This window comes from Salmonella sp. 32082101201600294FB01SM01 (assembly GCF_017572865.1).
Taxonomy (GTDB): domain Bacteria; phylum Pseudomonadota; class Gammaproteobacteria; order Enterobacterales; family Enterobacteriaceae; genus Salmonella; species Salmonella enterica.
The window spans coordinates 913,754-931,909 of sequence record NZ_JAGESB010000001.1 but is presented as its reverse complement, the minus strand read 5'-3'; the positions used below and the strand labels follow the sequence as shown (position 1 = coordinate 931,909).

Annotated in this window: 17 protein-coding genes and 1 pseudogene; 13 read left to right on the top strand and 5 right to left on the bottom strand. The window is 48.8% G+C overall.

The features are described from left to right. Positions 1-134 precede the first annotated feature (134 nt). Together J4645_RS04445 and J4645_RS22380 are read left to right on the top strand one after the other, a co-directional pair. The gene (locus J4645_RS04445) at positions 135-923 is read left to right on the top strand and encodes a hypothetical protein (protein ID WP_023214512.1); all 789 of its coding nucleotides are present in this window, start codon (positions 135-137) and stop codon (positions 921-923) included. Positions 924-1,244: 321 nt separating this feature from the next. Then, positions 1,245-1,451: a hypothetical protein gene (locus tag J4645_RS22380; RefSeq protein ID WP_001628910.1), complete on the top strand. Its 207-nt coding sequence runs from the start codon at positions 1,245-1,247 to the stop codon at positions 1,449-1,451. Positions 1,452-1,643: 192 nt separating this feature from the next. Here the strand turns inward: J4645_RS22380 and J4645_RS22160 are convergent. The 3 genes and pseudogenes from J4645_RS22160 to icd form a co-directional block, all read right to left on the bottom strand. Then, a pseudogene (locus J4645_RS22160) lies at positions 1,644-1,724 on the bottom strand (tail fiber assembly protein); the annotation flags it as partial. Positions 1,725-1,913: 189 nt separating this feature from the next. Next, entirely contained in the window at positions 1,914-3,038 is a 1,125-nt protein-coding gene (gene sopF, locus J4645_RS04440) for a type III secretion system effector SopF (protein WP_023214514.1), read from the bottom strand. Between the two features lie 446 nt (positions 3,039-3,484). Continuing rightward, positions 3,485-4,735: an NADP-dependent isocitrate dehydrogenase gene (icd, locus tag J4645_RS04435; protein WP_000444508.1), complete on the bottom strand. Its 1,251-nt coding sequence runs from the start codon at positions 4,733-4,735 to the stop codon at positions 3,485-3,487. A 171-nt stretch (positions 4,736-4,906) separates the two neighbouring features. On the opposite strand from icd, the gene rluE reads away from it, so the two are divergent. From rluE to J4645_RS04390, 9 genes are all read left to right on the top strand, one after another. After that, the gene (gene rluE, locus J4645_RS04430) at positions 4,907-5,572 is read left to right on the top strand and encodes a 23S rRNA pseudouridine(2457) synthase RluE (protein WP_023214515.1); all 666 of its coding nucleotides are present in this window, start codon (positions 4,907-4,909) and stop codon (positions 5,570-5,572) included. Then, complete coding sequence (locus J4645_RS04425; RefSeq protein ID WP_208208939.1) at positions 5,569-5,898, top strand: lysozyme inhibitor LprI family protein; 330 nt, start codon at positions 5,569-5,571, stop codon at positions 5,896-5,898. Before rluE ends, J4645_RS04425 begins: the two co-directional genes overlap by 4 nt. An 11-nt stretch (positions 5,899-5,909) precedes the next feature. Continuing rightward, on the top strand, positions 5,910-6,371 hold the full coding sequence (locus J4645_RS04420; RefSeq protein ID WP_023214516.1) for an NUDIX hydrolase: 462 nt from the start codon (positions 5,910-5,912) through the stop codon (positions 6,369-6,371). A gap of 53 nt (positions 6,372-6,424) precedes the next feature. Further along, on the top strand, positions 6,425-7,531 hold the full coding sequence (mnmA, locus tag J4645_RS04415; RefSeq protein WP_001293799.1) for a tRNA 2-thiouridine(34) synthase MnmA: 1,107 nt from the start codon (positions 6,425-6,427) through the stop codon (positions 7,529-7,531). Between the two features lie 86 nt (positions 7,532-7,617). Further along, positions 7,618-8,259, top strand: a complete 642-nt coding sequence (gene hflD, locus J4645_RS04410; protein WP_001519653.1) for a high frequency lysogenization protein HflD — start codon at positions 7,618-7,620, stop codon at positions 8,257-8,259. A 3-nt stretch (positions 8,260-8,262) separates the two neighbouring features. Beyond that, positions 8,263-9,633, top strand: a complete 1,371-nt coding sequence (gene purB / locus J4645_RS04405; RefSeq protein ID WP_000423763.1) for an adenylosuccinate lyase — start codon at positions 8,263-8,265, stop codon at positions 9,631-9,633. A gap of 126 nt (positions 9,634-9,759) precedes the next feature. Continuing rightward, complete coding sequence (gene phoP, locus J4645_RS04400) at positions 9,760-10,431, top strand: two-component system response regulator PhoP (RefSeq protein ID WP_001537766.1); 672 nt, start codon at positions 9,760-9,762, stop codon at positions 10,429-10,431. Then, entirely contained in the window at positions 10,431-11,894 is a 1,464-nt protein-coding gene (gene phoQ / locus J4645_RS04395; RefSeq protein ID WP_001031687.1) for a two-component system sensor histidine kinase PhoQ, read from the top strand. The genes phoP and phoQ overlap by 1 nt, the downstream gene beginning before the upstream one ends. A gap of 80 nt (positions 11,895-11,974) precedes the next feature. Then, entirely contained in the window at positions 11,975-13,096 is a 1,122-nt protein-coding gene (locus tag J4645_RS04390; RefSeq protein ID WP_000456512.1) for a cupin domain-containing protein, read from the top strand. A 39-nt stretch (positions 13,097-13,135) separates the two neighbouring features. Here J4645_RS04390 and J4645_RS04385 read toward each other — a convergent pair whose 3' ends face one another. Both J4645_RS04385 and pepT read right to left on the bottom strand, forming a co-directional pair. Beyond that, positions 13,136-14,470, bottom strand: a complete 1,335-nt coding sequence (locus J4645_RS04385; RefSeq protein WP_023214970.1) for a hypothetical protein — start codon at positions 14,468-14,470, stop codon at positions 13,136-13,138. 3 nt (positions 14,471-14,473) lie between these two features. Further along, positions 14,474-15,703 carry a peptidase T gene (pepT, locus tag J4645_RS04380; protein ID WP_000359410.1) on the bottom strand — a complete coding sequence of 410 codons (1,230 nt, stop codon included), beginning with the start codon at positions 15,701-15,703 and terminating at the stop codon, positions 14,474-14,476. 250 nt (positions 15,704-15,953) lie between these two features. On the opposite strand from pepT, the gene potA reads away from it, so the two are divergent. Further along, the gene (potA, locus tag J4645_RS04375) at positions 15,954-17,090 is read left to right on the top strand and encodes a spermidine/putrescine ABC transporter ATP-binding protein PotA (protein WP_000531583.1); all 1,137 of its coding nucleotides are present in this window, start codon (positions 15,954-15,956) and stop codon (positions 17,088-17,090) included. Then, the gene (potB, locus tag J4645_RS04370) at positions 17,074-17,937 is read left to right on the top strand and encodes a spermidine/putrescine ABC transporter permease PotB (protein ID WP_000799391.1); all 864 of its coding nucleotides are present in this window, start codon (positions 17,074-17,076) and stop codon (positions 17,935-17,937) included. Before potA ends, potB begins: the two co-directional genes overlap by 17 nt. Positions 17,938-18,156: the final 219 nt, after the last annotated feature.

Genomic DNA, 18,156 nt, shown 5'->3' with positions numbered 1-18,156 from the left:
ACAGGTAAAAATCTGAAATAAAACCAGCATGACTAAAACTTACTGCAGAGATGCATACGTATTATTACTATGTTTCCAGGATAGCCTTGACTAGTTAAGGCATCTATTTTATATAAATAATGGAAATACTTCACATGAATAAAATACATGTTACATATAAAAATCTCTTACTTCCGATTACCTTCATCGCAGCAACTCTAATTAGCGCCTGTGATAACGATAAAGATGCCATGGTGGAAGCTGAAAAAAATCAAGAAAAATACATGCAAGAAATCCAGCAAAAAGAGCACCAGCAATCAATGTTCTTTTACGACAAAGCCGAAATGCAAAAAGCTATTGCCAATATCAACGCAAAAGGTGGAGCCAATCTTGCGATTATTGAAGTCCGTTTCTTTAAGGGCGGGTATTCATTCATTCGACAGAGCGTTAACACCCCTGCTAAAGTAGAGATGTTTAAATTTAACAACGGCTACTGGGGGGGACCTTCGCCTGTCAACTTAACCATCTTTGGCACTATAACAGAGGAGCAAAAACAAGAAGCACTAAAAGAAGCTTTATTCAAATTCGACTCGATCAATTTCAGCATTATACCAGAGCGTATTAAGGAAACAATTAAACGCGCTAACGCCAGTGGCATCATTTCCGTTACGGAAGATAGCGATATCGTTGTACGAGCAGAGATAGCTCATAATGGCGAATTCGTCTATGACATTACCATTACTGCTAAAAATACAGCACGTGCGGTAATGACCTTAAATAAGGATGGTTCTATTGCCGGATATGAGACCAAAGAACCTTTCGACCCCAAAAAAGAAGCCGAAAAAGCACAGCAACTTGTTGAACAATCGAGAAAAGACATTGAAAGTCAGCGTAAAAAAGCAGCTGAAAAGATGAACGAAATACAGCAGACATTTAAAAAATAGTAGGCGATACAAACATTGATAAAAATTATAGCGCGAAAGAACACGTGCCAGGTACTAAAGCACTGCCTGAAGACAGCGAATCGCCATTTCATTCTCTGACACTGTAATTTTTCGTACTCAAGATGTTTATTTATTGAGTCTTTTTTGGATAACTAGGTGAAGTTATGTGACGCCAGGAACCTGGTCCAGTGGGCGTACTTGTTGGAGCCAGTGTAAGGCCGGGCAGCGCGCAGAAACCGGAGCGTATACGTTGTACGTGAGAATTTCGAGCACTGCCCGGCCTAAAAATGACGAATAAGATAGATAGTTTAAAGAGGCAATATGAAGAATTTTTTCAAAATAATTACTGATTTCATCACGAACATTTCCCTTGATCTATTTGCTATATTTTTATGCATGTTATTCGTATACAAAACAGGACCATCAATTGGTGTGATATCCTTTTTTATTGCATTAATTATGTATCTCATTCTTCATTTTGTTTTTTACTCATTTCGTGAAAAAATCATAAAAAAAATATTCAAATAAGTATTTGAAATTATTGTTTTGAGGTACAAATTCAGCGTAATAAAACAGAGCAACTTAAAAACAAAAAATTAGACGTAGCGAAGTGGAAGAGGACTGCCATGTACTGGACCATGCGACAGGTCGGGAGAGGAATGTACGGGAAAGAGCGCAATACTGTCATTGATATGAACAGGAATATCGATAGCCAGTAAATCACTCCTGTGGTAATGCAGGCCACCTGATGACTGTGAAGGTCGCTTCATCTGAAGCGCCGGTGAAGTCCAGCGATTTAAGTGAAAAGTAGCCAGCAGGCGCTTCTGCTGGTCCATATTCCTCTATTTTGCCAGGCCATACTGAAGTGCCACACAGGTATCTGCCAGAGCGGTCCTAAGCTAATAAATATAAAAGCAGTTACTGCCTACCTCAAGAAATATGCGCTCATGATCATTTAAAGCTCTTTTCAAGAAACTGATAATAAGCTTGTCAATATAATATTATGCAGTCTCTATTAAGCGCCTGGTTTATTTGTTTTGCATAATCATATAGTTGACTTTTCGAGTAAGAATTTTCTTGCAAAGACAAATAAACGTGTTTTATATCTCTAAATAAGCATACATCACCATGGATATGAGCCTCTATATAATTCCCTTCATAGCCTGTACCATAATTAGAGTGAGCTAAAAACTTTTCGCCCTTAGCCATTTTAACCAAACTCTTAAAGCAATTATAACCAAAAAAATCATTTTGACAGGATGCGATCAGGTTCTCCATATGCCAAAATGTAGATAATTTACTCGTATCCAGACCAAATCTGTGGCCGTAGGTATCAAAAGGTGAGAATGTACAATTTGTTTTTACATTATCATTTAATTCAAAAAATGATTTCCCATAGGCGCTGGCACCTCCATTTTTACCGTTCAGAAAGTCCAGTGCAGCATAAATTGGTCTGCTTGTAGGGCTAAAGGTTCTACTATTGGGAGTATATGCTACGGAAAAACCGCCTGTCTGACCATATGGGGCATAAGGTGAATCTGCAAGCTTCTCCAGTTCAAATGCTTTAGTTTCAACTGAATCACGTCCGACATTATAAGCAGGTAAATCGCCAGGTCTGCAACCTAATGCATAAGAGTTCAGATATTCTTTATTTTTTAAGAGAGAGACAAAGTCAATTTTGGCTGCATTAAAATTTATTGTCAGTCGGGCATTTTGTAAAATATCCACCATCTTATTTAGCAAAAGAGTGGAATCTATTTCGGCACCACACTCACGGCTTATCCGCCTGAGCGCTTTTTCTCTTATTATGTCAGCGTCGCGCTGACACCTGGAATGAATATGTGCAAGTACTTGTTTTCCAAAAAGGCGACCATACACCTTTTTACGCTCTTCATTGCTGAGACCGCAAAACACTTCGTCAAAAGAAAGCCTGTACGCTGCGCTTACAGAACCTCTCGCCGCTCTGCTTTCTGGAAATGGCGGAACATCTTCAACAACATTTTTAACTTGCTGAATGTCTGAAGACAGAGGAGTATGTCCGACATTTTTTTCCTTATCTGTTTCCAGATATTGCGGAACCTTTACACTTCCACTATAGCAGATAGGTTTGAGCATATGTCTCCTGAATTTTTACGACTAATAGTATTCACTTTCGCTGACGTATTCTTTATCAGGCTGATATTTCAACACTTCTTAGCCGCCTTGTAGAAGTGCAAATAAAGCATACTAATAATTTCATAAAATACTTAATCTACCCACTATTGCAGTCTATAAATTATCACCTTTTATTGAAATATTATCCTGATAATAACAACAAATCTGATAAGGCACTTTCAAAAAATAGCCAAACCACACATCATAAAGAAAACCACTACAATCAAAACCGGTAACTATCAACTTTCAGGGGGGCTCAGGTTACCATGACGATCGGGGTAAAGGATAGATTACTATTGCGGTCTGAATTGAGGGAGTTTTGATAAATTATTTTGATAACCGTTCGAATGCTAATAATAAAAACGGGAACGTTAAGTCCCCGTTTTAGTTTTTAACAATTATCGTTATCACATATTTGCGATGATCGCGTCACCAAACTCTGAACATTTCAGCAACTTAGCGCCTTCCATCAGACGTTCGAAGTCATAGGTCACGGTCTTCGCGGCAATCGCGCCTTCCATACCTTTAACAATCAGATCCGCCGCTTCAAACCACTGCATATGACGCAGCATCATCTCCGCAGACAGAATAATGGAGCCTGGGTTGACTTTATCCTGGCCCGCATATTTCGGCGCAGTCCCGTGAGTGGCTTCAAACAACGCGCATTCGTCGCCGATATTCGCACCCGGTGCAATACCGATACCGCCAACCTGAGCCGCCAGGGCATCGGAAATATAGTCACCGTTCAGGTTCATACAGGCGATAACGTCGTATTCCGCCGGACGCAACAGGATCTGTTGCAGGAACGCATCGGCGATAACGTCTTTAACCACGATCTCTTTACCCGTGTTCGGGTTCTTAATTTTCAGCCACGGACCGCCGTCAATAAGCTCACCGCCGAACTCGTCGCGCGCCAACTGGTAGCCCCAGTCTTTAAACGCGCCTTCGGTGAACTTCATGATATTGCCTTTATGTACCAGCGTAACGGAATCGCGATCGTTAGTAATAGCGTATTCAATCGCCGCGCGAACCAGACGTTTAGTGCCTTCTTCAGAACACGGTTTGATACCGATACCGCAGTGCTCCGGGAAGCGAATTTTCTTCACGCCCATCTCTTCGCGCAGGAACTTGATCACTTTCTCAGCGTCTGCAGAGTCAGCTTTCCATTCAATTCCGGCGTAGATATCTTCAGAGTTTTCACGGAAGATGACCATATCGGTCAGCTCCGGATGTTTCACCGGACTTGGCGTGCCCTGATAGTAACGAACGGGACGCAGACAAACGTACAGGTCAAGCTCCTGACGCAGGGCAACGTTCAGAGAGCGGATACCGCCGCCAACCGGCGTGGTCAACGGACCTTTAATCGCTACGCGGTAATCACGAATTAAATCAAGGGTTTCAGCGGGAAGCCAGACATCCTGGCCGTAAACCTGTGTGGATTTTTCTCCGGTGTAAATTTCCATCCAGGAAATTTTACGCTCGCCTTTATAGGCTTTCTCGACGGCGGCATCGACCACTTTAAGCATGGCTGGAGTGACATCAACACCGATACCATCGCCTTCAATAAACGGGATAATCGGATTCTCAGGAACGTTGAGTTTGCCGTTTTGCAGGGTGATCTTCTTACCTTCCACCGGAACAACTACTTTGCTTTCCATTCACCTCTCCTTCGAGCGCTTCTGGTTTGCTCGTCTGTCATCGCGCTGCATGTGCAATGGCGTCCTGCTGCACGACTGCGTTAGAGCAATTTTTTGTTAATGTTTTGTAATGAGCATGTCAATACTACCCTATTGTTTGCCGCCATGAAAGACACTCATTATTGCGCTATAATGCGGCAATTAATAAGTTCTGAAAACACCATGCAAAAAACTTCTTTTAGAAATCACTACGTTAAGCGATTCAGCTCACGACAAGCATCTAAATCACGGAAAGAAAACCAGCCAAAACGCGTGGTTTTGTTCAATAAACCTTACGATGTGTTGCCGCAGTTCACGGATGAAGCAGGTCGCCGCACGTTAAAAGATTTTATTCCTGTGCAAGGCGTTTATGCCGCAGGCCGCCTGGACCGCGACAGCGAAGGGCTTTTGGTGCTGACTAATGACGGCGCGCTGCAGGCGCTCCTCACGCAACCGGGCAAGCGCACCGGCAAGATTTACTATGTTCAGGTAGAAGGCATCCCGGATAATGAAGCGCTACAGGCGCTTCGTACTGGCGTCACGCTCAACGATGGCCCTACCCTGCCCGCCGGTATTGAGATTGTCGCGGAGCCTGACTGGCTGTGGCCGCGCACCCCGCCGATTCGCGAGCGGAAGAATATTCCCACCAGTTGGCTAAAAGTCACCTTATATGAAGGCCGCAACCGCCAGGTAAGACGCATGACAGCGCATGTCGGTCATCCCACTCTACGATTAATTCGTTACAGCATGGGCGACTACACGCTCAACGGCCTCGATAATGGACAGTGGCGCGAGATCGCACAGGAGAAAGACAGATGAAACGGCTTCTCATTGCTTTTGCTTTATTAACACCGTTATCCGTTAATGCGGCCAGCTTCGACTGCCAGAAAGCGCAGGCTGCGGATGAAAAGGCTATCTGCGCGCACCTGACGCTGAATGATAAAGACGTGGAAATGCACACCAAATATCAGTTTCTGAAAGGGTTGTTCGCGATGGGCAGTCGCGGCGTGCTGCAGGACGCCCAGCAGAGCTGGCTTATACAGCGTCAGCAGTGCAAGGCCGACGTCACCTGCCTGACAAAAGCTTATAACGAGCGTCTGAAACAGCTTGACGCGATCTATGACCACATTGATAAACCGCTTTAATAAGGATGCCTATGTTCAAGCCGCACGTGACCGTTGCCTGCATCGTACATGCCGAAGATAAATTTCTGGTGGTGGAAGAGACCATCAACGGTAAATCGTTATGGAATCAACCTGCCGGACACCTGGAGGCAGATGAAACGCTGGCGCAAGCCGCCGCGCGTGAACTGTGGGAAGAGACTGGCATCACGGCGCAACCACAGTATTTTATCCGTATGCATCAGTGGATTGCGCCGGATAAGACCCCGTTCCTGCGCTTTTTATTCGCTATCAAGCTTGATCATATTTGCGCGACTGCCCCCCATGACAATGACATCGATTGCTGCCGTTGGGTGAGCGCCGACGAGATTCTGAACGCGCCGAATTTACGTTCTCCGCTGGTGGCTGAAAGCATTCGCAGTTATCAAACGGGGCAATGTTACCCCTTATCTATAGTGGGCGAATTTAACTGGCCGTTTACAGAGGGTGTCAAGTAAAGGGCTGCGTGGTAGAATACGCCGCCTTGAAGTTCAATGTCGCGAGTATTCCAATGTCAGAAAACCCAAAAAAAGTGATCGTCGGCATGTCCGGCGGTGTCGATTCCTCCGTTTCCGCCTGGCTGTTGCAACAACAGGGTTATCAGGTAGAAGGCCTGTTCATGAAGAACTGGGAAGAGGACGATGGTGAGGAATACTGTACCGCGGCAGCCGATCTGGCTGACGCGCAGGCCGTGTGCGACAAGCTTGGCATTGAACTGCATACCGTCAATTTTGCCGCAGAATATTGGGATAACGTCTTTGAACTGTTCCTTGAAGAGTACAAAGCGGGCCGTACGCCGAACCCGGATATTCTGTGCAATAAAGAGATCAAATTTAAAGCCTTCCTTGAATTTGCCGCAGAAGATTTAGGCGCCGACTATATCGCCACCGGTCACTACGTTCGCCGCGCGGATGTAAACGGCAAAAGCCGGTTGTTGCGCGGGCTCGATGGCAACAAAGATCAGAGCTACTTCCTCTATACGCTTGGCCATGAGCAGATTGCGCAAAGTCTGTTCCCGGTTGGCGAGCTGGAAAAACCGCAGGTGCGTAAAATCGCCGAAGATCTGGGGCTGGTAACCGCCAAGAAAAAAGATTCTACCGGTATCTGCTTTATCGGCGAGCGCAAGTTCCGCGACTTTTTAGGGCGCTATCTGCCTGCGCAGCCGGGGAAAATTATTACCGTTGACGGCGATGAAATCGGCGAGCATCAGGGTCTGATGTATCATACGCTCGGTCAGCGTAAAGGGCTGGGAATCGGCGGCACCAAAGACGGTAGCGAAGACCCCTGGTATGTGGTGGATAAAGACGTTGAAAACAATGTGTTAATTGTCGCCCAGGGGCATGAGCACCCACGCCTGATGTCGGTAGGCCTCATCGCCCAGCAGCTACATTGGGTCGATCGCGAACCGTTCACCGGCACCCTGCGCTGTACGGTAAAAACCCGCTACCGCCAGACCGATATTCCGTGCACGATTAACGCGCTGGATGACGATCGTATCGAGGTCATTTTTGACGAGCCGGTTGCCGCCGTTACGCCGGGCCAGTCCGCTGTCTTTTACAGCGGCGAAGTCTGCCTGGGCGGCGGCATTATCGAGCAGCGACTGCCGCTGACGGTCTGATTATTCAATACACAACATCATTCAAGTCGCCTCAAAGCGGCTTAAAAGATGAAGTGTATTTTATTTGATACAAGGAAGCAGTGATTGTGGCAAAGAATTATTATGACATCACCCTCGCGCTGTCTGGCATTTGCCAGTCGGCACGCCTGGTGCAACAACTGGCGCACCAGGGGCACTGTGATGCCGACGCGTTGCACGTTTCACTCAACAGTGTCATTGATATGAATCCCAGTTCTACTCTGGGCGTGTTCGGCGGCAGCGAAGCTAACCTGCGTCTTGGTCTGGAAACACTGCTCGGCGTGCTGAATGCCAGCAGCCGACAAGGACTTAACGCCGAACTGACGCGTTATACGCTTAGCCTGATGGTGCTGGAGCGCAAGCTGTCATCCGCCAAAGGCGCATTGAATACGTTAGGCGATCGCATTAACGGCCTGCAGCGCCAGCTTGATCATTTTGATTTACAGTCAGACACGTTAATGAGCGCCATGGCGGGCATCTACGTGGATGTGATTAGCCCATTGGGCCCGCGCATTCAGGTGACGGGCTCCCCGGCCGTTCTGCAAAGTCCGCAGGTTCAGGCCAAAGTCCGCGCTTCGCTACTGGCAGGCATCCGTGCAGCCGTGCTCTGGCATCAGGTAGGCGGTGGTCGCCTACAGCTTATGTTTTCTCGTCATCGCCTGACGACTCAGGCAAAACAAATTCTTGCTCATTTAACCCCGGAGTTATGATCTATGGAATTATCCTCACTGACCGCCGTTTCCCCTGTCGATGGACGCTACGGCGATAAAGTCAGCGCGCTGCGCGGAATTTTTAGCGAATACGGTTTGCTGAAATTTCGTGTACAAGTCGAAGTACGTTGGCTGCAGAAATTAGCCGCGCACGCAGCGATCAAGGAAGTTCCTGCTTTTGCTGCCGACGCAAACGGTTACCTGGATACGCTTGTTGCAAACTTCAATGAAGAAGATGCCGCGCGCATTAAAACCATTGAGCGCACCACGAATCACGATGTGAAAGCGGTTGAGTATTTTCTGAAAGAAAAAGTCGCCGCGATCCCGGCGCTACATGACGTTTCCGAGTTTATCCACTTTGCCTGCACTTCTGAGGACATTAACAACCTGTCGCACGCGTTAATGCTCAAAACCGCGCGCGATGAAGTGATCCTGCCTTACTGGCGTCAGGTGATTAACGCGGTTAAAGATCTCGCCACGCAGTATCGCGACATTCCGCTGCTCTCCCGCACCCACGGCCAGCCGGCAACGCCTTCCACTCTGGGTAAAGAGATGGCGAACGTGGCGTATCGTATGGAGCGTCAGTTCCGCCAGCTCAACCAGGTGGAGATCCTCGGTAAAATCAACGGCGCCGTAGGCAACTATAACGCGCATATCGCCGCCTATCCGGAAGTTGACTGGCATCAGTTCAGCGAAGAGTTCGTCACCTCACTGGGCATCCAGTGGAACCCTTACACCACCCAGATTGAACCGCATGATTATATTGCGGAACTGTTTGACTGTATCGCGCGCTTTAACACCATCCTGATCGATTTCGATCGCGATGTCTGGGGCTATATTGCGTTGAACCATTTCAAACAGAAAACCATCGCCGGGGAGATCGGTTCTTCTACCATGCCGCACAAAGTTAACCCCATTGACTTTGAAAACTCAGAAGGCAACCTCGGTCTGTCTAATGCAGTGTTGCACCATCTGGCAAACAAACTGCCGGTTTCCCGCTGGCAGCGCGATCTGACCGACTCAACCGTTCTGCGTAACCTGGGTGTCGGCATCGGCTATGCGCTTATCGCTTATCAGTCCACCCTGAAGGGCGTCAGCAAGCTGGAAGTAAACCGCGATCATCTGCTTGACGAACTGGATCACAACTGGGAAGTATTAGCCGAGCCGATCCAGACCGTCATGCGCCGCTATGGTATTGAAAAACCATATGAAAAACTGAAAGAGTTGACCCGTGGCAAGCGTGTCGATGCCGAAGGAATGAAACAGTTTATTGATAGTCTGGCCCTGCCGGAAGCAGAAAAAACGCGCCTTAAAGCCATGACGCCGGCAAATTATATCGGTCGCGCGGTGACTCTGGTCGACGAACTTAAATAATGCCTGCCTCACCCTCTTTTCTTCAGAAAGAGGGTGACTATTTGTCTGGTTTATTAACTGTTTATCCCCAAAGCACCATAATCAACGCTAGACTGTTCTTATTGTTAACACAAGGGAGAAGAGATGATGCGCGTACTGGTTGTAGAGGATAATGCATTATTACGCCACCACCTGAAGGTTCAGCTCCAGGATTCAGGTCACCAGGTCGATGCCGCAGAAGATGCCAGGGAAGCTGATTACTACCTTAATGAACACCTTCCGGATATCGCTATTGTCGATTTAGGTCTGCCGGATGAAGACGGCCTTTCCTTAATACGCCGCTGGCGCAGCAGTGATGTTTCACTGCCGGTTCTGGTGTTAACCGCGCGCGAAGGCTGGCAGGATAAAGTCGAGGTTCTCAGCTCCGGGGCAGATGACTACGTGACGAAGCCATTCCACATCGAAGAGGTAATGGCGCGTATGCAGGCGTTAATGCGCCGTAATAGCGGTCTGGCCTCCCAGGTGATCAACATCCCGCCTTTCCAGGTGGATCTCTCACGCCGGGAATTATCCGTCAATGAAGAGGTCATCAAACTCACGGCGTTCGAATACACCATTATGGAAACGCTTATCCGTAACAACGGTAAAGTGGTCAGCAAAGATTCGCTGATGCTTCAGCTGTATCCGGATGCGGAACTGCGGGAAAGTCATACCATTGATGTTCTCATGGGGCGTCTGCGGAAAAAAATACAGGCCCAGTATCCGCACGATGTCATTACCACCGTACGCGGACAAGGATATCTTTTTGAATTGCGCTAATGAATAAATTTGCTCGCCATTTTCTGCCGCTGTCGCTGCGGGTTCGTTTTTTGCTGGCGACAGCCGGCGTCGTGCTGGTGCTTTCTCTGGCATATGGCATAGTGGCGCTGGTCGGCTATAGCGTAAGTTTTGATAAAACCACCTTTCGTCTACTGCGCGGCGAAAGCAACCTGTTTTATACCCTCGCCAAATGGGAAAATAATAAAATCAGCGTTGAGCTGCCTGAAAATCTGGACATGCAAAGCCCGACCATGACCCTTATTTACGATGAAACGGGCAAATTATTATGGACGCAGCGCAACATCCCCTGGTTGATTAAAAGCATTCAACCGGAATGGTTAAAAACGAACGGCTTCCATGAAATTGAAACCAACGTAGACGCCACCAGCACGCTGTTGAGCGAAGACCATTCCGCGCAGGAAAAACTCAAAGAAGTACGTGAAGATGACGATGATGCGGAGATGACCCACTCGGTAGCGGTAAATATTTATCCTGCCACAGCGCGGATGCCGCAGTTAACCATCGTGGTGGTCGATACCATTCCGATAGAGCTAAAACGCTCGTATATGGTGTGGAGCTGGTTCGTATACGTGCTGGCCGCCAATTTACTGTTAGTCATTCCTTTACTGTGGATCGCCGCCTGGTGGAGCTTACGCCCTATCGAGGCGCTGGCGCGGGAGGTGCGCGAGCTTGAAGATCATCATCGCGAAATGCTCAATCCGGAGACGACGCGTGAGCTGACCAGCCTTGTGCGCAACCTTAATCAACTGCTCAAAAGCGAGCGCGAACGTTATAACAAATACCGCACGACCCTGACCGACCTGACGCACAGTTTAAAAACGCCGCTCGCGGTTTTGCAGAGTACGTTACGCTCTTTACGCAACGAAAAGATGAGCGTCAGCAAAGCTGAACCAGTGATGCTGGAACAGATCAGCCGGATTTCCCAACAGATCGGCTATTATCTGCATCGCGCCAGTATGCGCGGTAGCGGCGTGTTGTTAAGCCGCGAACTGCATCCCGTCGCGCCGTTGTTAGATAACCTGATTTCTGCGCTCAATAAAGTTTATCAGCGTAAAGGGGTGAATATCAGTATGGATATTTCACCAGAGATCAGTTTTGTCGGCGAGCAAAACGACTTTGTCGAAGTAATGGGCAACGTACTGGACAACGCTTGTAAATATTGCCTGGAGTTTGTCGAGATTTCGGCTCGCCAGACCGACGATCATTTGCATATTTTCGTCGAAGATGACGGCCCAGGCATACCCCACAGCAAACGTTCCCTGGTGTTTGATCGCGGTCAGCGCGCCGATACCCTGCGACCAGGACAAGGCGTAGGGCTGGCTGTCGCACGCGAGATTACGGAACAATACGCCGGGCAGATCATTGCCAGCGACAGTCTGCTCGGCGGCGCCCGTATGGAGGTCGTTTTTGGCCGACAGCATCCCACTCAGAAAGAGGAATAAACATTTCTGTGCGTTCTTCCACGCATCTCGTTAAGCATCCGTTATAATCGGTGTCAGATACCAGCCTGCGGATACTTAACATGGAATACCAATTAACTCTTAACTGGCCCGACTTTCTTGAACGCCACTGGCAAAAACGCCCGGTGGTGTTAAAACGTGGGTTTAGCAACTTTATCGATCCGCTCTCGCCGGATGAGCTGGCGGGGCTGGCGATGGAAAGCGAAATCGACAGCCGTCTCGTTAGCCATCAGGATGGCAAATGGCAGGTCAGCCATGGCCCTTTCGAAAGCTACGATCATCTGGGTGAGAGCAACTGGTCGCTGCTGGTACAGGCGGTAAACCACTGGCATGAACCCACCGCCGCGCTGATGCGCCCGTTCCGCGCTCTGCCGGACTGGCGTATCGACGATTTGATGATCTCCTTTTCCGTCCCCGGCGGCGGCGTTGGCCCGCATCTGGATCAGTATGATGTGTTTATTATCCAGGGAACCGGTCGCCGTCGCTGGCGCGTGGGCGAAAAGCTGCAAATGCGTCAGCACTGCCCGCATCCCGACCTGTTACAAGTCGATCCGTTCGAGGCCATTATTGATGAAGAGCTGGAGCCGGGCGACATTCTGTATATTCCGCCAGGATTCCCGCATGAAGGCTATGCGCTGGAAAACGCCATGAACTATTCGGTTGGTTTTCGCGCGCCCAATAGCCGTGAGCTGATCAGCGGTTTTGCCGATTACGTCCTGCAACGGGAGTTGGGCAATACATACTACAGCGATCCGGATATGCCGTCCCGCAAGCATCCGGCGGATATCCTGCCGCAGGAGATGGATAAACTGCGTAATATGATGCTCGATTTGATCAATGAACCCGCGCATTTCCAACAGTGGCTTGGCGAGTTTCTCTCTCAGTCACGCCACGAACTGGATATTGCGCCGCCGGAGCCGCCGTATCAGCCTGATGAGATTTACGATGCCTTAAAGCAAGGCGAGGTATTAGTACGTCTCGGCGGGCTTCGCGTATTGCGCATCGGCGATGAGGTCTATGCGAATGGCGAAAAAATAGACTCTCCGCATCGCCCCGCTCTGGAGGCGCTCGCCAGTCATATTGCACTAACCGCTGAAAACTTCGGCGATGCGCTGGAAGACCCGTCCTTCCTCGCCATGCTGGCGGCGCTGGTGAATAGCGGGTACTGGTTCTTCGAAGGATAAGAACATCGCAATGCCCGGCGACCGCCGGGCTGACGCAAACTATCCACAACGATCGCCGCCAGGTTTGGCGAAATCGTTATATTGCGGATCGCTTGGGTAAATCGAGTGGGCCATTCGATGGCGAAATGACATTTGCCGGTAACGTCGCGCCAGTACGTTATCGCCAAGACCTTCGGCAATATTAGCCAATTGCTGTAATCGTTCATACTGCATCTTTGCTGGATAAGCTACGGCATCAAGCGTAAAGGCGCGTTCCGCAAAGTATTTTGCTTGTTCAAACTGTTGATTATTCTGATAAAGCAGCGAAATACCATGCAACACCATTGATACGTCAGACTGCCGACGTTTATATTCTGCCAGCAATGGGAGATAGAGGGAGGTACTGTCCAGGTCGATGTTTTCGGGCAAATAAAAGCGTAATCGTGATATTACCGTCGCCATTGGTGTTAAACGGCTCTGGTAATACGCGATAAGTTTAAGGTAGAGATCTTTCGCTTCCTTATAATGATGGCCCTGTGCATAAAAGCCAGCAAGATTATTGCTGTCAACCGTCATTTCGCCGAATTCGGCGCCATAAAGCGTTTGCTCAATTTTTAGCGCCTGACTTAGCGCATTAATCGCCTCGCTAATATGCCCTGCATTATAAGCAATATCCGCTTTCTGCTGCAAAAAAGAGGCGACGCGCTCACGATTATCCCAGGTTTTATCTCGTAAAATAACGCTCAGCCACTGCCGCTCCGTTGCGTCTACCTTCGCCAAATAATAGGCTTTACGCGCACTATCACATTCGACATCCCGCTCTTCCAGCGCATCAGAATAAGCGTCGCGCATCCTGTTTAAGGTATAAACCAATGCCTCCGTCGATGCCTTTTTGTCTTTAAGACGCCACGTTAATGCCTGCTCTTGCCAGGCTATCCGCTGACGGTAATCAACCTTGATCTCGTATCGCCACTGCTCTGTAGATGAATACTCTATATGGCGATCGTCACTGTAAACATTAAAGGCCGCCAGGTGTTCAAACATATCGGCCCGATCGCCCGGATAAGTGCCCGCCGGAAATGTTTTCATGATTGCCCGCGCTCGCAGCAGCATTTGCGGCGTTAATTCAGGTTTACCCAGCCATTGATAAATATCGCTTTGTAATAGCAGGCTACGAACAAGCTGTATTGAGCGTTTGCCATATTGCCGCGAGGCCAGCCTCACCGCATCATCAATAAACGTTATGCAGGTTTCATCGCCGGTCATAAAACATGCTGCAGATTGTTGCTGGCGCTGAGACCAGGAAGGCGGATATTCGGCGCTCCAGGCAGAAAAATTTATGGCGGAAAATATCCCGCCATAAATAATAAAACGCTTCACCACAATGCGTAACATTCGCTACTGGCCGCGCTTCGCCGTCAGCTCCGCGATACGTACAATCACCTGTACCGCTTTTTCCATCCCCTCCAGCGTCACAAACTCATGTTTACCATGATAGTTATATCCGCCGGTAAAGAGATTAGGACACGGCAGGCCCATAAACGACAGTTGCGCCCCGTCTGTACCGCCGCGAATCGGTTTCATCTCCGGCGTAATATGACAGTCGCGCATCGCCTGTTGGGCGATATCGAGAATATGCGGATGTTCAACCACTTTTTCGCGCATATTGTAATAACTGTCTTCTATCACCAGCTCGATATAGCAGTCCGGATGCAGTCCCTTACCGACTTTTTTGGCAATCTCCATCATTTTGCGTTTACGCGCTTCAAACTGCTTACGGTCGAAATCGCGAATGATGTAGTGCATTTCGGCCCGATCAACGGTGCCTTTCATGCTGGCCAGATGATAAAACCCTTCGTAACCTTCGGTGGTTTCAGGCGCTTCATCCGCCGGCACTTCCGCGTGAATCCTCGCCGCCAACGACAGCGCATTGACCATCACGCCTTTCGCCGTACCAGGATGCACGTTATTGCCGACGATTTTGATATTCACCGAGGCGGCATTGAAGTTTTCAAACTCCAGTTCTCCCACGCCGCCGCCGTCGACCGTATAGGCCCACTGCGCGCCAAAGGCCTCAACATCGAAGTGCTTCGCGCCTTTCCCTACCTCTTCGTCAGGCGTAAACGCCACTTTAATGTCGCCGTGGGGAATAGGATTACCTTTCAGCACCGCCAGCGCGGTCATGATCTCCGCAACGCCGGCTTTATCGTCCGCGCCCAGCAATGTCTTACCATCGGTAGTAATCAGCGTCTGTCCCAGTAATTGATGCAGTACCGGGAACATCACGGGTGACAACACCTCATCGCCAATCCCTAATGCTATATCGCCGCCGCGATAATTCTCGACAATCTGCGGGTTAACGTTTTTACCGCTGAAATCCGGAGAGGTATCCACATGGGAGATAAAACCAATGGCGGGAATATCCCCCTCAACATTGGCCGGGAGCGTCGCCATCAACGTCCCTTTTTCACTTAATGTAATGTTAACCAGCCCCATCTCTTCGAGCTGCTGTTTGAGCAAACGTAGTAACTTCCACTGCCCCTCAGTGCTGGGAACCTGCCGAACACCCGACTTTGATTGGGTATCCAGCGATACGTAGTGTAAAAAACGCTCAAGTAGTTTATCCATGCAGTCACCCTCACTTTTCGTGACAACATTATTAATAAGCAAGAAAAGACAAATATTGCGTCAGGTCACTTTTATCCCTGCAAACAAGAATATTTCACTTTGACACGCTTTCTGACTATAAAGCTAAGTCAGTAATTCGCAACAAGGATTGGCGATCACAGTGGTTTGCCGTAGAATGACCGCCCTCATTAAGAGTGATTAAGGTGGTTAACCACAAACCCCGCAGCGGTCAGCCATCCGTTGCGTTTACATGGGACAGAGTAAGAAATTGAATAAACAACCGCGTTCGCTTTCACCGCTGGTGCTTTTGTCGGGAATTAGCAAAAGTTTCGATGGCAAAGAGGTCATTTCACAACTGGATTTGACCATTAACAATGGCGAATTCCTCACGCTGCTTGGCCCTTCCGGCTGCGGTAAAACAACCGTTCTTCGCCTGATTGCCGGCCTGGAAACCGTTGATGCCGGGCATATCATGTTGGATAACCAGGATATCACCCACGTTCCCGCCGAAAATCGTTATGTGAACACCGTATTTCAAAGCTACGCTTTATTTCCGCATATGACGGTGTTTGAAAATGTCGCGTTTGGCTTACGGATGCAAAAAACGCCAGCCACCGAGATTGCGCCCCGCGTGACCGATGCGCTGCGTATGGTGCAGCTTGAAGAGTTTGCACAACGTAAACCGCACCAGCTTTCCGGCGGACAGCAGCAGCGTGTGGCTATCGCCCGCGCGGTGGTGAATAAACCTCGCCTGTTATTACTGGATGAATCGCTCTCCGCGCTGGACTATAAATTGCGCAAACAAATGCAGAACGAGCTTAAAGCATTACAGCGTAAACTCGGTATCACGTTTGTTTTTGTCACTCACGATCAGGAAGAAGCGCTCACCATGTCCGATCGTATCGTGGTAATGCGTAATGGCGTGATTGAGCAAGACGGCACGCCGCGTGAAATCTATGAAGAGCCAAAAAACCTGTTTGTCGCCGGTTTTATCGGCGAAATTAACCGCTTTGACGCAACCGTCATTGAACGGCTTGATGAACAGCGCGTCCGCGCCAGCGTAGAAGGTCGGGAGTGCAATATATACGTCAATTTCGCTGTCGAACCAGGCCAAAAACTGAACGTCCTGCTGCGACCGGAAGATCTACGCGTCGAAGAGATCAACGATGATAACCACATCGAAGGGCTTATCGGCTACGTGCGCGAGCGCAATTATAAAGGTATGACGCTGGAGTCGGTGGTTGAACTGGAAAATGGCAAAATGGTGATGGTCAGCGAATTCTTCAACGAAGACGATCCTGACTTCGACCATTCACTTGACCAAAAAATGGCCATTAGTTGGGTAGAAAGCTGGGAGGTCGTACTGGCTGATGAAGAACACAAGTAAATTCCAGAATGTAGTGATTGTCACTATCGTCGGTTGGCTTGTGTTGTTTGTTTTTCTGCCCAACCTGATGATCATTGGCACCAGCTTTCTGACCCGTGACGACGCCAGTTTCGTTAAGATGGTCTTTACGCTGGATAACTACGCACGCCTGCTCGATCCGCTCTATTTTGAAGTGCTCCTGCACTCTCTGAATATGGCGCTGATCGCCACCCTCTCCTGCCTGGTGCTAGGCTATCCTTTTGCCTGGTTTCTGGCGAAGTTACCGGAAAAGATACGTCCGTTATTGCTGTTTTTGCTGATCGTTCCTTTCTGGACCAACTCACTGATCCGCATCTATGGGTTGAAAATATTCCTGAGCACTAAAGGTTATCTCAATGAATTCCTGCTGTGGCTGGGCGTGATTGATACGCCGATTCGCATCATGTTCACCCCGAGCGCCGTTATTATCGGCCTGGTTTACATTTTGCTGCCGTTTATGGTCATGCCGCTCTACTCCAGCATTGAGAAGCTCGACAAACCACTACTGGAGGCCGCACGCGATCTCGGCGCCAGTAAAATGCAAACGTTCATCCGCATCATTATTCCATTAACCATGCCGGGCATTGTCGCCGGTTGCCTGCTCGTGATGCTACCGGCAATGGGCCTGTTCTACGTCTCCGATTTAATGGGTGGCGCGAAAAACCTGCTGATTGGTAACGTCATTAAGGTACAGTTCCTGAATATTCGCGACTGGCCGTTTGGCGCGGCTACCAGCATTACGCTGACCATTGTGATGGGACTCATGCTGTTGATTTACTGGCGGGCTTCCCGCTTATTGAATAAGAAGGTGAGTGATATAAGCGATTAATTGCGCAACGCTAACAAATCCACACGCATCCAGGCATGAAGTTTATTCAAGGGTAAACTTCATGCCTCCGGCATAAAAAACGCATGAAAGCAGTTGCCGCCAGTATTGCAAATCTACAACATCATCCGCGCCAGGCCTTCTTTTACTTTTACCTGTACCGACGCTATCACAGACAGTAATGCGTTTATACGCGAAGCTCTCAGGTTTTATACTGATTGC

Coding starts and splice junctions, on each gene's coding strand:
- J4645_RS22380 (WP_001628910.1), top strand. CDS start 1,245: ATGAAGAATTTTTTCAAAATAATTACTGATTTCATCACGAACATTTCC.
- potA (WP_000531583.1), top strand. CDS start 15,954: ATGGGACAGAGTAAGAAATTGAATAAACAACCGCGTTCGCTTTCACCG.
- pepT (WP_000359410.1), bottom strand. CDS start 15,703: ATGGATAAACTACTTGAGCGTTTTTTACACTACGTATCGCTGGATACC.
- J4645_RS04420 (WP_023214516.1), top strand. CDS start 5,910: ATGTTCAAGCCGCACGTGACCGTTGCCTGCATCGTACATGCCGAAGAT.
- J4645_RS04425 (WP_208208939.1), top strand. CDS start 5,569: ATGAAACGGCTTCTCATTGCTTTTGCTTTATTAACACCGTTATCCGTT.
- icd (WP_000444508.1), bottom strand. CDS start 4,735: ATGGAAAGCAAAGTAGTTGTTCCGGTGGAAGGTAAGAAGATCACCCTG.
- J4645_RS04445 (WP_023214512.1), top strand. CDS start 135: ATGAATAAAATACATGTTACATATAAAAATCTCTTACTTCCGATTACC.
- purB (WP_000423763.1), top strand. CDS start 8,263: ATGGAATTATCCTCACTGACCGCCGTTTCCCCTGTCGATGGACGCTAC.
- sopF (WP_023214514.1), bottom strand. CDS start 3,038: ATGCTCAAACCTATCTGCTATAGTGGAAGTGTAAAGGTTCCGCAATAT.
- phoQ (WP_001031687.1), top strand. CDS start 10,431: ATGAATAAATTTGCTCGCCATTTTCTGCCGCTGTCGCTGCGGGTTCGT.
- J4645_RS04390 (WP_000456512.1), top strand. CDS start 11,975: ATGGAATACCAATTAACTCTTAACTGGCCCGACTTTCTTGAACGCCAC.
- rluE (WP_023214515.1), top strand. CDS start 4,907: ATGCGGCAATTAATAAGTTCTGAAAACACCATGCAAAAAACTTCTTTT.
- mnmA (WP_001293799.1), top strand. CDS start 6,425: ATGTCAGAAAACCCAAAAAAAGTGATCGTCGGCATGTCCGGCGGTGTC.
- J4645_RS04385 (WP_023214970.1), bottom strand. CDS start 14,470: ATGTTACGCATTGTGGTGAAGCGTTTTATTATTTATGGCGGGATATTT.
- potB (WP_000799391.1), top strand. CDS start 17,074: ATGAAGAACACAAGTAAATTCCAGAATGTAGTGATTGTCACTATCGTC.
- phoP (WP_001537766.1), top strand. CDS start 9,760: ATGCGCGTACTGGTTGTAGAGGATAATGCATTATTACGCCACCACCTG.